The 14,596-nt window shown below is 52.0% G+C and carries 10 protein-coding genes; 2 read left to right on the top strand and 8 right to left on the bottom strand.

Annotated elements, in window-relative coordinates:
* Positions 1-258 precede the first annotated feature (258 nt).
* Complete coding sequence (locus tag L2097_RS25595; RefSeq protein WP_047369067.1) at positions 259-1,368, top strand: SDR family oxidoreductase; 1,110 nt, start codon at positions 259-261, stop codon at positions 1,366-1,368.
* A 65-nt stretch (positions 1,369-1,433) separates the two neighbouring features.
* Here the strand turns inward: L2097_RS25595 and eno are convergent, their stop codons facing one another.
* The 6 genes from eno to rlmD all read right to left on the bottom strand — a co-directional run bounded on the left by eno (position 1,434) and on the right by rlmD (position 10,418).
* Complete coding sequence (gene eno / locus L2097_RS25600; RefSeq protein WP_039077700.1) at positions 1,434-2,732, bottom strand: phosphopyruvate hydratase; 1,299 nt, start codon at positions 2,730-2,732, stop codon at positions 1,434-1,436.
* Between the two features lie 78 nt (positions 2,733-2,810).
* Positions 2,811-4,448, bottom strand: coding sequence for a glutamine hydrolyzing CTP synthase (gene pyrG / locus L2097_RS25605; RefSeq protein ID WP_250353934.1), 1,638 nt, complete (start codon positions 4,446-4,448; stop codon positions 2,811-2,813).
* Positions 4,449-4,671: 223 nt separating this feature from the next.
* Positions 4,672-5,481 carry a nucleoside triphosphate pyrophosphohydrolase gene (gene mazG, locus L2097_RS25610; RefSeq protein ID WP_250353935.1) on the bottom strand — a complete coding sequence of 270 codons (810 nt, stop codon included), beginning with the start codon at positions 5,479-5,481 and terminating at the stop codon, positions 4,672-4,674.
* A 391-nt stretch (positions 5,482-5,872) separates the two neighbouring features.
* Entirely contained in the window at positions 5,873-6,655 is a 783-nt protein-coding gene (locus tag L2097_RS25615; RefSeq protein WP_250353936.1) for a DUF4225 domain-containing protein, read from the bottom strand.
* Positions 6,656-6,826: 171 nt separating this feature from the next.
* Positions 6,827-9,067 carry a GTP diphosphokinase gene (gene relA, locus L2097_RS25620; RefSeq protein ID WP_085006998.1) on the bottom strand — a complete coding sequence of 747 codons (2,241 nt, stop codon included), beginning with the start codon at positions 9,065-9,067 and terminating at the stop codon, positions 6,827-6,829.
* Positions 9,068-9,119: 52 nt separating this feature from the next.
* Positions 9,120-10,418, bottom strand: a complete 1,299-nt coding sequence (rlmD, locus tag L2097_RS25625) for a 23S rRNA (uracil(1939)-C(5))-methyltransferase RlmD (protein ID WP_250353937.1) — start codon at positions 10,416-10,418, stop codon at positions 9,120-9,122.
* Between the two features lie 56 nt (positions 10,419-10,474).
* On the opposite strand from rlmD, the gene barA reads away from it, so the two are divergent.
* The gene (gene barA / locus L2097_RS25630; protein WP_250353938.1) at positions 10,475-13,225 is read left to right on the top strand and encodes a two-component sensor histidine kinase BarA; all 2,751 of its coding nucleotides are present in this window, start codon (positions 10,475-10,477) and stop codon (positions 13,223-13,225) included.
* Between the two features lie 33 nt (positions 13,226-13,258).
* On the opposite strand, the gene L2097_RS25635 is transcribed toward barA, so the two are convergent.
* Together L2097_RS25635 and L2097_RS25640 are read right to left on the bottom strand one after the other, a co-directional pair.
* Entirely contained in the window at positions 13,259-14,398 is a 1,140-nt protein-coding gene (locus tag L2097_RS25635) for a glycerate kinase (RefSeq protein ID WP_250353939.1), read from the bottom strand.
* Positions 14,399-14,485: 87 nt separating this feature from the next.
* Positions 14,486-14,596: hypothetical protein (locus L2097_RS25640; protein WP_250353941.1), on the bottom strand; the 111-nt coding region annotated here is incomplete at its 5' end.

Below are 14,596 nucleotides of genomic sequence, written 5' to 3' on the forward strand. Positions count from 1 at the left end.
ACTAACGCTCATGAACATAAGAAAAACATCAAAATAAAAACTTAAAGCAAAGAATTAAATATCAATAATTTCAAATAGTTATAAATATTTTTATTTTTAGTGAATTTATTTTTATGTTTACCTGTCCAATTAATCTTGTTCCGCATTTAAAGCTTAAAATTACCTTAAGAAATCGATTTATTCCCGCCTCTCTTATTTAAGCATTGTTTAATTTTCGCTGAATACAATCCGCGAATTAACAACAATGAGCATGCGATCATGAAAACTCTACTGATCACCGGCGTCACCGGATTCCTCGGTGGTGCAGTGTTTGAGAAAATACTTAATGATGATAGTCAAATCAACTATTTACTTTTAGTCAGGGCAACGGATAGCCAGGCTGGCGTTGAGCGCGTAAAAGAGAACATGCGCAAATTCAACATCAGCGAATCCATTCTCTCCCGTCTGACCTGCGAACATATCATCATCGGTGATCTGGGTACGCCGGAGCAATTTCTTGACGACCCGCGTCTGGACAGCGTCACCCACGTGCTGAACTGCGCCGCAGTCGCCTCTTTTGGTAACAACCCGCTCATCTGGAAAGTCAACGTTGAAGGCACGCTGGCCTTTGCCGGACGGATGGCAAAAGTGCAGGGGCTGCAGCGTTTCCTGCATGTCGGTACGGCTATGTCGTGTGCGCCGGAAGCCGATTCACTGGTCTTTGAAAGCCAGGAATTCAAGGAAAACGCCGAGCATCTGGTGGAGTACACCCACTCCAAATCCACCATTGAACACCTGATGCGCAAAACTTATCCGAACCTGCCGCTGGTTATTGCACGCCCGTCTATTGTAGTGGGTCATACGCATTACGGCTGCCAGCCCTCCAGCAGTATCTTCTGGGTATTCAGCATGGCGCTGATGCTGCAAAAATTCATGTGTTCATTGGAAGACCGCATTGACGTGGTCCCGGTGGACTATTGTGCCGATGCGCTAATCATGATGCTGAAAAGCGACATCCCGGCAGGGGAAGTTATCCATATCTCCGCAGGCGAAGAGAACAGCGTGAAGTTTGCTGATATTGATGCCGCGATGGCTTGCGCACTGGAAACCGTGCCGGTTAAAGATGTCTATACGCAGGTCAGCTATGAAACGCTGGTGAAGATGCGTCGTGAACTGAAAAATATTTTTGGGCCCTGCAACGAGCGTCTGATGCTCAAAGCCATGCGTCTATACGGCGCATTCGCCATGCTGAACGTCCGCTTTAGCAATGACAAACTCATCGAATTGGGTATGCCGAAGCCGCCGCGTTTTACCGATTATATCGCCCAGTGCGTACAGACCACCCGCGGGCTTTCCATTCCGCAGCAAATGGCCGTCGATTTTAAATAACGTTATCACAGGTAAAAAAAATGCCAGCCCAAAGGCTGGCATTTTCATTTCAGAGAAAGACAGGCTTATGCCTGACCTTTGATCTCTTTACGACCGTTGTACGGTGCTTGTTCACCCAGTGCTTCTTCGATACGAATCAGCTGGTTGTATTTAGCAACGCGGTCAGAACGGCTCATAGAACCGGTTTTGATCTGGCCAGCAGCGGTACCAACAGCCAGGTCAGCGATGGTCGCATCTTCAGTTTCGCCAGAACGGTGAGAGATGACAGCGGTGTAGCCAGCGTCTTTCGCCATTTTGATCGCAGCCAGAGTTTCGGTCAGAGAACCGATCTGGTTGAATTTGATCAGGATGGAGTTAACGATGCCTTTTTCGATGCCTTCTTTCAGGATCTTGGTGTTAGTTACGAACAGGTCGTCACCAACCAGCTGGATTTTGTCGCCCAGAACTTTGGTCTGGTAAGCAAAGCCAGCCCAGTCAGACTCGTCCAGACCATCTTCGATGGACACGATCGGGTACTGTTTGGTCAGGTCTTCCAGGAAGTGAGTGAATTCTTCGGAGGTGAACGCTTTGTTGCCTTCGCCAGCCAGAACGTATTTACCGTCTTTGTAGAATTCAGAAGCCGCGCAGTCCATCGCCAGAGTGATGTCTTTGCCCAGCTCGTAACCCGCAGCTTTAACCGCTTCTGCGATAACAGCCAGTGCTTCAGCGTTGGAACCCAGGTTCGGCGCATAGCCGCCTTCGTCACCAACAGCAGTGTTCATACCTTTGGATTTCAGAACTTTAGCCAGGTTGTGGAACACTTCTGAACCCATACGTACTGCTTCTTTCAGGGATTTCGCGCCAACCGGCTGAATCATGAATTCCTGAATGTCGACGTTGTTGTCAGCGTGCTCACCACCGTTGATGATGTTCATCATCGGAACCGGCATGGAGTATTTGCCCGGGGTGCCGTTCAGTTCAGCGATATGTGCATACAGCGGCAGGCCTTTAGAAGCAGCAGCAGCTTTAGCGGTCGCCAGAGAAACAGCCAGGATTGCGTTAGCACCGAAGTTAGATTTGTTTTCAGTACCGTCCAGGTCGATCATGATCTTGTCAATGCCAGCCTGATCTTTGGCATCTTTGCCCAGGATTGCCTGAGCGATCGGGCCGTTAACCGCGCCAACCGCTTTCAGTACGCCTTTACCCATGAAACGGGATTTGTCGCCATCACGCAGTTCCAGCGCTTCGCGGGAACCCGTAGAAGCACCTGACGGAGCAGCTGCCAGACCAACGAAACCACCTTCCAGGTGTACTTCGGCTTCAACAGTCGGGTTACCACGGGAGTCGATGATTTCACGACCGATGACTTTAACGATTTTGGACATTAGGATTTCCTCAGTACAAGTTAAACTAAAACTCCAGACAAACAATGCACCCATTTGGGTGCACTGCCGTTCTAACTCTTACTTCGCCTGGCGCTTCTGATACTCGCTGGCGGCTTTCACAAAGCCTGCAAACAGCGGGTGCCCATCACGCGGCGTAGAAGTAAATTCCGGGTGGAACTGACAAGCGACAAACCACGGATGATTTGGCACCTCGATGATCTCGACCAACTGATCATCGCCGGAACGGCCTGCAACACGCAGACCCGCAGCTTCAATTTGTTTCAACAGCAGATTGTTAACTTCGTAGCGATGGCGATGGCGTTCGACAATGGTCGGCTCACCATACAGTTGACGGACCAGGCTGTCGTCGCCAAGCTGGCACTGCTGTGCGCCGAGGCGCATGGTGCCACCGAGATCGCTCTTTTCCGAACGTACTTCAATCTTGCCTTCTTCATCACGCCATTCGGTAATGAGCGCCACAACCGGGTACTTACAGTCTGGCACAAATTCCGTCGAGTTGGCGCCCTGCATTCCAGCGACGTTGCGAGCATACTCGATCAGCGCAACCTGCATCCCCAGGCAAATGCCCAGATAAGGAATATTGTTTTCACGCGCGTAGCGTGCAGTGGCGATCTTGCCTTCCACGCCGCGATAGCCGAAACCGCCAGGGATCAGAATAGCATCCAGACCTTTCAGAATTTCGACACCACGTGTTTCAACATCTTGCGAATCGATCAGTTTGATGTTGACGGTTACACGATTTTTCAGGCCACCGTGTTTCAGCGCTTCGATAACTGACTTATAGGCATCCGGCAGTTCAATGTACTTGCCGACCATACCGATGGTGACTTCATCTACCGGGTTCGCCTGCTGGTAAATGACCTGTTCCCATTCGGCCAGATTTGCTTCCGGGCAGTTCAAGCTGAATCGTTTACAAATATAATCGTCCAGCCCCTGCGATTTCAACAGGCCCGGAATTTTATAAATGGAATCGACATCTTTAAGGGAGATAACAGCCTTTTCCGGAACATTACAGAACAAAGCAATCTTTGCACGCTCGTTTGCCGGCACGGCACGATCGGAACGGCAAATCAGGATATCAGGCTGAATACCGATAGAAAGCAGCTCTTTTACGGAGTGCTGCGTCGGTTTAGTTTTCACTTCACCCGAAGCGGCCATGTACGGCACCAGCGTCAGGTGCATATACAGCGTACGTTCGCGGCCCACTTCAACGGCCATCTGGCGAATCGCTTCGAGGAACGGCAGCGATTCGATATCGCCTACGGTACCGCCGATTTCCACCAGCACGACATCATGGCCTTCGCCGCCTTCAATGATGCGCTCTTTGATAGCATTGGTGATGTGCGGAATAACCTGAACGGTCGCGCCCAGGTAGTCGCCACGGCGCTCTTTGCGCAGCACTTCGGAATAGATACGGCCAGTCGTGAAGTTATTACGACGGGTCATCTTGGTGCGGATGAAACGCTCATAGTGACCCAGGTCCAGATCGGTTTCGGCGCCGTCTTCAGTAACGAACACTTCCCCGTGTTGGATTGGGCTCATGGTACCCGGATCGACGTTGATATACGGATCCAGTTTCATCATGGTCACATTGAGGCCACGGGCTTCAAGAATGGCTGCGAGGGAGGCTGCGGCAATGCCTTTACCCAGAGAGGATACGACCCCGCCGGTCACAAAAATATAGTTCGTTGTCATGCTGAACCTGAGAAGTTAGGGTGAAACGATGGAATAACCAGGACGGGAAAGTAGTATACCTGAACAGGGCGTGCCTCACAAACTTTCATTCTCACCCCTTATCCCTAACCTCACCTGTAATAAGGAGTGAGAAAATAGCCACTTTCAGCAAAATGATTTTGACGTAAATCAAGCGCTTGTTATTTAAAAAATCATACAAATCGCACTTGAAAGCACAATATCTTTAGATATCAGTTTCCTGGCGTTTTACCTGTTGCCAGACCTCTTCCATCGCTTCCAGGTCGATTCCGCTCATTTCCAGGCCACGGGCGGCAACGATCCGCTCAACTTCGCGGAAACGACGCTCGAATTTCAGATTCGCTTTTTGCAACGCGACTTCCGCTTTTACGCCTAAATGACGCGAAAGATTGACCGTTGCGAACAGCAAATCGCCCATCTCTTCTTCCAGTTTCGCCTCGTCCACAACAGCCTGTTTCGCCTCATCCATCACTTCGTCAATTTCTTCGTAGACTTTGTCCAGCACTGGCCCCAACGAGGTCCAGTCAAAGCCTACAGTTGAGCATCGTTTCTGGATTTTATGGGCGCGCATTAAGGCCGGGAGACTATGCGGAATGTCATCCAGCGCGGAATGCTGCGATTTTTCGGCACGTTCAGCGCTTTTAATCTGTTCCCAACGGGCCAGCACTTCACTGCTGTTTTCCGCATGCGCGTCACCGAAAATATGCGGATGGCGGCGCTCCAGCTTGTCGCTGATAGCGGCACAGATATCGTCGAAATTGAACAGCTTTTGTTCCTGGGCCATTTGTGCGTAAAACACCACCTGGAACAATAAATCGCCCAATTCGCCGCGTAAATCATCGAAATCTTCGCGGGAAATAGCATCCAGCACTTCGTAAGTCTCTTCCAGCGTATAAGGTGCGATGGTGGCAAAGGTCTGTTCTTTATCCCACGGACAGCCCTTTTCCGGGTCGCGCAGACGTTGCATGATGCCCAGCAGGCGGTCGATTGGGGTTTTGTTGATTGTGATAGTCATACAGCCTCTTTTCATTTCAACTTTCACTCATGATAACGTGTTAACGCACTGCTTCCACCTCCCTATTATATTCGCCGAACCAATAGTGCATTCAGGACAGCGAACAGAACGGCACCGAACCTAATCGTATCGTAATCAGCTATACGGTACATTTTCAATATGTTGATACCATAGCTGTGATAACCCACTACATCGTAGAACCCAGTAATGATATGAATTGCACCGAAAAAATTTATTACAACAATGAATAAAAAACGACATAGCGCATTTGAATAAACACAAGCACACCTATGCAGATGATAGCACCCAATAAAAGAAACCATTCCAGCAAAATAATAAAAAACAACCGGAAGCCATGACTTCGATAAAAAGATAACATCCTGCTCCATCTTTAGTGCCTCAAGTCGCTTTCATTAAAAGCAGGCATCAATGATAAAACAGTAAATTCATCACTGATGATCTCAAGCATGAAGACAGGTTGAGTCATTTCTCTCACACTACGAACATAATCTGTTTGTTTTATTGTAATGCCAAAAAGGTTCCATGATTTCTCTCGTGGTGTGGGGATCTTTCTGAACAATCCATATCCGGAAAGAGCAAGATCTATCGTGCCGTAGGCAATATCCGCCTTCTTTTCATCATAACCGGTCTTGTTCGCCGCATAATGGTATGCGTCCCTGAGTGGTCCTGAGACTTCCTCATAGACTACAAGGTAATATCCATTTTCATAAGTATTATTCAGACCCTGCATTATCATTGAAGCACCGGGTATCATTCCACTACTGGCCGTAGATACACAAATCCCCACTCCCGTAGCCACCTGCCCTATACCTGCCAGAAAGCCGATTATTTTATTGTATAATTTGTATAGCTCTGCGGATCGTTTATTTTTGCATTCTTGCTCCGCCATCCACTTCGAATAAATTTTATTATTTAAGATAACAGACTTCTGGTAGCTCAAAACTGCCGTTTTGTATTTTAATATTTCCTCGCCACCTGCCCATGAAAGACAGTTCATTCCTATTTCAGTGTCGACCTGCCTGACCACACTATCAATTCGGCTAAAAAAACCTGACTGCTTAAAATAAAAAGGGTCTGTCATCCATAAATAATGCGCAGCATCCAGAAATGCATTTTTTTGTTGTTCAAATTCCTTTTTAGAACCGTAAAACATAAACTCTCCAGTGCGTTTAATTAAAGCCAACTAACATAATTTTTAAACGTTAATACAGGAGTGAGTTTATCGCGGAAACGCGTTAAATTAAGTTATCAGATCAAATTTCAGAAATATGCTCGTCACAACAGAAACGCCACCGAAACGAGTTCGATGGCGTTAATCCTCTGTTCAGCCGCCGTGCAATCGACGCGCGTCGATCACATCCGGTACCTGGTTCAGTTTGCCAAGCACACGGCCCAGCACCTGCAGGTTATAGATTTCAATATTCATATCAATAGTAGCCAGTTGCTCTTTGGTATCGCTACGGCTGGCCACCCCAAGAACGTTAACTTTCTCGTTGGCAAGAATGGTGGTGATATCGCGCAACAATCCGCTGCGATCGTTGGCCGTCACGCGCACCACCAGCGAGTAACCGGCAGAGTAACTTTCGCCCCACACCGCATCGACGATACGCTCAGGCGCGTGGGTGCGCAGCTCTTCCAGTTGATCGCAGTCTGCCCGGTGAATAGAAATCCCACGGCCCTGGGTGATAAAACCGACAATGTCATCGCCCGGGATGGGCTGGCAGCAACGCGCAATGTGATGCATCAGGTTGCCGACCCCTTCCACCACTACACGGCCATTATCTTTACTGCGGTTTTGCGGCGCGTAGGTCTTCTGCTGCAATTGTTTCAGTGCCGCGGCATCCTGCTCTTCCGCACTCGGCTTGTTAAACTGGGATTGCAGGAAGTTGACCATCTGGTTGAGACGAATATCGCCACCGCCAATTGCCGCCAGCAGCTCTTCCAGATCATTAAAATTGTAACGCGGCAGCAGCTGTTTTTCCGCCTCTTTCAGGCTGATACCGAGATGGGCCAGCTCGTCGTCAAGGATCTGACGCCCTGCCAGGACGTTTTTATCCCGATCCTGCTTACGGAACCAGGCGTGGATTTTGGAACGGCCACGGCTGGTGGTAACGTACCCAAGGTTCGGGTTGAGCCAGTCACGGCTTGGGTTCGGCTGCTTCTGGGTGATGATTTCAATCTGGTCACCCATCTGCAACTGGTAGGTGAACGGAACGATACGACCGCTGATCTTCGCCCCTATGCAACGGTGCCCGACATCGCTGTGGATATGGTAAGCGAAGTCGAGCGGCGTAGAACCCGCAGGCAAGTCCACTACGTCGCCCTTCGGCGTAAAGACATAGACCCGATCGTCGAACACCTGGCTGCGAACCTCATCAAGCATTTCGCCCGAATCGGCCATCTCTTCCTGCCAGGCAATCAGTTTACGCAGCCACGCGATGCGGTCTTCATAACCGCGACCGCCGCTGTTGGTCCCCGCCGTTGCGCCCTCTTTGTACTTCCAGTGCGCCGCCACGCCCAGTTCGGCGTCTTCGTGCATCTGCCGGGTACGAATCTGGATTTCAACGGTTTTACCTCCCGGCCCTAATACTACCGTGTGGATAGACTGGTAGCCGTTCGGTTTCGGGTTCGCGACATAATCATCGAACTCATCCGGCAGGTGGCGATAATGGGTATGGACGATACCGAGTGCGGCATAGCAATCCTGTAGCCGTTCAGCAACGATGCGCACCGCTCGAACATCAAACAGTTCATCGAAGGCAAGGTGCTTCTTCTGCATTTTGCGCCAGATGCTATAGATATGCTTAGGACGGCCATAAACCTCGGCCTTTACGCCCTCTTCTTTCATTTCAGAACGCAGATGCCCAACAAACTCTTCGATATAGTGTTCACGGTCAATACGGCGTTCATGCAGCAATTTGGCGATACGTTTGTATTCTGCCGGATGCAGATAGCGGAAGCAGTAATCTTCCAGCTCCCATTTGAGCTGGCCGATCCCTAAGCGGTTCGCCAGCGGCGCGTAGATGTTCGTACACTCTTTCGCCGCCAGGACGCGTTCATCTTCCGGCGCCTCTTTCACTTCACGCAGATGGGCAATACGTTCAGCAATTTTGATAACGACACAGCGAAAATCGTCCACCATCGCCAGCAGCATGCGCCGAACGTTATCCACCTGCTCAGAGGAGACGGAATCGGTATGGGTGGCTTTCAACTGCCGAATAGCCGCCATATCCCGCACGCCATGGATAAGCTCGACGATCGATTTGCCGACGCTTTCACGCAGGGTGTCTTCGCTGACAACATCGGCATCTGCCAGCGGGAACAGCAACGCCGCCCGCAGCGTATCAAGATCCATACTCAGCATGGAGAGGATTTCCACCATCTCAACGCCGCGCCATAGCAGCAGATCGGCGTGAGGATGTCCCTGTGTTTGTCGCAGACAATATTCCCAGGTTTCGGCTAAGCGTTCACACGACGGCTGGCTGGAGATACCCAGACTGGCGATCCACTTCTTAGGATCGAATTCACCCGCTTTGTTTAAATGCGCACTTCTTACCGCAACCATTGTCCTCTCCTTTAAGGGACGGAGCCTGCCGAACTCGACAAGCCGAAATTAATCACTTGTGCTCGAATAACACCATGGATTCCAGATGCCCAGTGTGCGGGAACATATCCAGCATCGCCAGCCGCTTAATCTGGTAACCCGCATTGACCAACGCTTCGCTATCACGCGCGAGTGTCGCTGGATTACAGGAAACATAGACTACTTTGCCCGGCGCTAATTTTACAACGTGCTGCATTACGCCAGCGGCGCCCGCCCGCGCGGGATCAAGAAGTATTTTATCAAAACCCTGGCGCGCCCACGGCTGCTTTGTGACATCTTCTTCCAGATTTTCGTGAAAAAAAGTCACGTTCTGCAAACCATTTTGTCGGGCATTTTCACGCCCTTTCTCCACCAGTTCGGCAACGCCTTCAACACCTACCACGCTCGCCGCCCTTTTTGCCAGCGGCAAGGTAAAATTGCCCATTCCACAAAAAAGATCCAGTACACGCTCATCCGGCTGCACATCCAGCCATTCCAGCGCGCGGGCAACCATTTGCTGATTTACGCCGTCATTGACCTGAATAAAATCCCGTGGACTGAACGTTAAGCGTAGCCCGTCAGAGTTATACCAGGGAGATTCTCCCGTAACATGTTCAAGTATCTCGCTTTCGGGCGCCAGAAAAAGCGCCAGTCCCTCGGAATGCGAAAAGCGTTCCAGTTTTTCCCGGTCAGCAGCGCTCAGCGGCGCGGTATGGCGCAAAACCATCAGTGGGCCATTATCTGCCAGCACCAGTTCAACATGCCCCAAATGACGCACCGCTTTTAAGCTCGCCAGACACGTGTGCAATGGCGCAAGGAGTGCCTCAAGACGGGGCACCAGGACCGGGCAGCGAGAGACGTTAATGATGTCGCTGGCATTTGCCTTACGAAAACCCATCTCCAGACGCTGGGTTTTGGGTTGCCAGTTCAGACTCAGACGCGCCCGGCGCCGGTAAGCCCAGGGCGACGCGTCGATAACCTCTTCGACATCCTGCTTCATCAGGCGGGCAAGCGCGGCGCTTTTGCTGCGTTGTTGCAGGGCCACGCTCGCGTGCTGCTGCTGGCAGCCTCCGCAGACGCCAAAATGGGGACATACTGGCGCAACGCGTTCAGGACTGTCGTTCAGACGGCGTTTTACTTCCCCGCGCGCATACTGTCGCTTGTCTTCAATCAGGGTAATTTCCGCTGTTTCTTGCGGCAACAAATCTTTTACAAACAAGGTCTTACCATTATATCGCGCAACCCCCTGCCCAAAGGGATCGAGGTCGTTTACTGTTACAGTTATGATCTGACGCGTCGTCACGCGTCGTTTTGCAGAGTAGAATTGCGCCATTGCCGAGAATTTTCTCAATTACAAATAATGGCCACATTCTCCCATAACGGAACCCCATGACCAACTACAGCCTGCGTGCGCGCATGATGATCCTGATCCTCGCCCCGACCGTATTGATCGGCGTGCTGTTGAGTATCTTCTTCGTCGTTCACCGCTATAACGACTTACAGCGTCAACTGGAAGACGCAGGTGCCAGTATCATTGAACCGCTTGCCGTCTCCAGCGAATACAGCATGACGTTGCAGGATCGCGAGGCCATTGGGCAACTTATTAGCGTATTGCACCGTCGCCATTCCGAAATCGTGCGCGGTATTTCCATCTATGATGAGCAGAACCATCTGTTCGTCACCTCAAATTTCCAGCTCGATCCGGGTGAGTTACGCCTCGCAGACGGTTCGGCACTCCCCCGGCGATTGAGCGTAACGCGCAGAGGAGATCTGATGATCCTGCGCACCCCGATCATCTCGGAGGGCTACTCGCCGGATGAGTCTGCCCTATCCGATGCGAAGCCTGCGGGTAATATGCTGGGGTATGTGGCGCTGGAGCTGGATCTCAAATCCGTTCGTCTCCAGCAGTACAAAGAAATTTTCATCTCAAGCCTGATGATTTTGTTCTGTATTGGTATTGCGCTCATTTTCGGCTGGCGGCTTATGCGCGATGTCACCGGACCGATTCGTAATATGGTTAACACGGTTGACCGTATCCGCCGCGGCCAACTGGACAGCCGGGTTGAGGGGTTTATGCTCGGCGAACTGGACATGCTTAAGAACGGCATTAACTCGATGGCCATGTCGCTGGCGGCCTACCATGAAGAGATGCAGCACAATATTGATCAGTCCACTTCGGACCTGCGCGAAACCCTGGAGCAGATGGAGATCCAGAACGTTGAGCTGGATCTGGCGAAAAAGCGTGCCCAGGAAGCGGCACGTATTAAATCAGAGTTTCTGGCCAATATGTCGCACGAGCTGCGCACGCCGCTCAACGGGGTTATCGGTTTCACCCGCCTGACGCTCAAATCAGAGCTGAATCCCACCCAGCGCGACCATATGCTGACCATCGAACGTTCGGCCAACAATCTGCTGGCTATCATCAACGATGTGCTCGACTTTTCGAAACTTGAGGCCGGGAAACTGATCCTTGAGAGTATCCCGTTCCCGCTACGTAGTACGCTGGATGATGTCGTGACGTTGTTGGCGCACTCCGCCCACGATAAAGGGCTGGAACTGACGCTCAACATCAAAAATGATGTGCCGGATAACGTTATTGGCGACCCATTGCGCCTGCAGCAGGTCATCACCAACCTGGTAGGCAACGCCATCAAATTCACCGAAAACGGCAATATCGATATCCACGTTGAACGGCGCTCGATAAGTAACAATAAAGTGCAAATTGAGGTGCAAATCCGTGATACCGGGATTGGTATTCCGGAACGCGATCAGTCACGCCTGTTCCAGGCATTCCGTCAGGCCGATGCCAGTATTTCACGTCGCCACGGCGGTACCGGGCTGGGGCTGGTTATCACCCAACGGCTGGTCAACGAAATGGGAGGCGACATCTCCTTCCACAGCCAGCCAAATCGCGGGTCCACCTTCTGGTTCCATATCAACCTGGATCTGAACCCGAACGCGATTTCCGAAGGTCCTGTTACCGGCTGTCTGGCCGGCAAACGCCTTGCTTATATCGAACCTAACGCCGCCGCAGCGCAAAGTACGCTGGATGTGCTGAGCGCCACGCCGCTCGAAGTGGTTTACAGTCCGTCCTTCTCAGGTCTGCCGCCGGATCACTATGACATCCTGCTATTCTCTGTTCCGGTCACGTTCCATGAGCCGCTGACCATGCAGCATGAGAAACTCGCGGCCGCCGCGGCAATGACCGATCATCTGCTGCTGGCGTTGCCCTGCCACGCCCAGATTAATGCCGAAGCGCTTAAACAGGATGGCGCGGCGGCTTGTCTGCTTAAACCGTTAACCTCAACGCGCCTGCTGCCCGCACTGACAGAGTATTGCTGCTCTACCCGTCAAATGGACTCGGTGGATATGAGCAAGTTACCGATGACGGTGATGGCGGTAGATGACAACCCTGCCAACCTGAAATTGATCGGCGCGCTGCTGGAAGACCAGGTGCAACGGGTCGAGTTGTGTGACAGCGGACCTCAGGCGGTGGAAAAGGCCAGGCAGATGCAGTTCGATCTCATTCTGATGGATATTCAGATGCCCGGCATGGATGGTATCCGCGCCTGTGAGTTGATTCACCAGCTTCCGCATCAACAGCAAACGCCGGTGATTGCGGTGACCGCCCATGCTATGGCGGGACAGAAAGAGAAGCTGCTCAGCGCGGGCATGAACGACTATCTGGCAAAACCGATTGAGGAAGACAAGCTTTACAATCTGCTGCTGCGCTACAAGCCCGGCGCTCTGGCCAGCAATGTTGTCGCCGCGCCGGAACCTGCCGAACCCGGGGAGACGGAAGATGTCACTCTCGACTGGCAACTGGCGCTTCGTCAGGCGGCGGGAAAGCCGGATCTGGCGCGTGAAATGCTGCAAATGCTGGTGGCATTCCTGCCGGAAATTCGCAACAAAGTGGAAGAACAACTGGTTGGCGAGGCACCGGAAGGGTTACTGGACCTGATTCACAAGCTGCACGGAAGCTGTGGTTACAGCGGCGTACCGCGACTGAAAAAACTCTGCCAGCTTATTGAGCATCAGTTACGCAGCGGTATGCCTGCTGAGGAACTGGAACCGGAGTTTCTGGAACTGCTTGATGAAATGGACAACGTCACCCGCGACGCCCGTAAAATGATGGGATAATGCAGATACCCTCTCCCGCAAGAGAGGGTAATATTATTTGCCCTGCCCGACTTTCAGTACCGCTGCCACGTTACGCGCGGTCATACGCACATTTTCACCTGCATTCGCCAGCGCATCTTCCAGCGTACAAATTTTATAAATCACGCTGAAAACCGCATCGATACCATGATCGTGCACAACACCCACATCCGCCGTCAAACTGCCCGCGATGCCAATGACCGGCACGTTATAGCGTTTCGCGACTTTCGCAACGCCGACCGGCACTTTGCCATGCACTGTCTGGCTGTCGATACGACCTTCGCCGGTAATCACCAGGTCGGCATCGGCAACGTGTTTATCCAGTGCTAACGCATCGGTTACGATTTCAATGCCCTGACGCAATTCCGCGCCACAGAAGGCATACAGCGCTGCGCCCATCCCCCCTGCCGCGCCACCGCCTGCAAGGTTCAGCACATCCTGATCCAGATCGCGGGCAATGATCTTCGCATAATGCCCCAGCGCCTGATCCAGTCGGGCGATCATTTTCGGCGTCGCGCCTTTTTGCGGGCCAAAGATCGCCGAAGCACCGTCTTTCCCCGTCAACGGGTTCGTCACATCGCAGGCGACCTCAATACGGCACTCCGCAAGACGTTTGTCCAGTTCACAAATATCGATCCTGGCGAGCGTTTCCAGTGACGCACCGCCTGGTCCAATCTGCTGGTCTTCGTTATCCAGCAATTTGGCACCCAGCGCCTGCACCATCCCCGCTCCGCCGTCGTTCGTGGCGCTACCGCCAATGCCGATGATGATATGCTTTACGCCCGCGTCCAGCGCGTGACGGATCAGCTCACCGGTTCCCCACGAAGTGGTGACCAGCGGGTCACGCTGCGCTGCGGGAACCAATTCAAGACCGCTGGCCGCCGCCATCTCGATAAACGCGCATTTTTCGTCGCCTGACAAACCATAAAACCCGTCGACTGGCTCGCCAAGCGGGCCTTTGACAGCCACCGAAACGATGCGCCCGCAGGTCGCGGCAACCATGGCTTCAACCGTCCCTTCTCCGCCATCCGCAACGGGCAATTTTACATATTCCGCCGTCGGGAAAATTTCGCGAAACCCGCTTTCAATCGCGGTCGCCACATCCAGAGCACTCAAACTTTCTTTATAAGAGTCAGGTGCGATAACTATTTTCATAAGCCATCCTTACGCATATTCACTGCCGCAAGCATATACCCGGAAGCTTCTGGAAAATGCCAGCCCGGGCATGGGCCGGCAATTCCATTAACGCACCATGCACGGACGTTTGTTGTCGAACGTCCAGCCGGGGATAAGGTACTGCATCCCCATGGCATCGTCGCGCGCGCCCAGACCGTGTTTCTGATACAGCTCGTG

This window comes from Citrobacter sp. MNAZ 1397, from assembly GCF_023613995.1.
Lineage (GTDB): Bacteria > Pseudomonadota > Gammaproteobacteria > Enterobacterales > Enterobacteriaceae > Phytobacter > Phytobacter ursingii.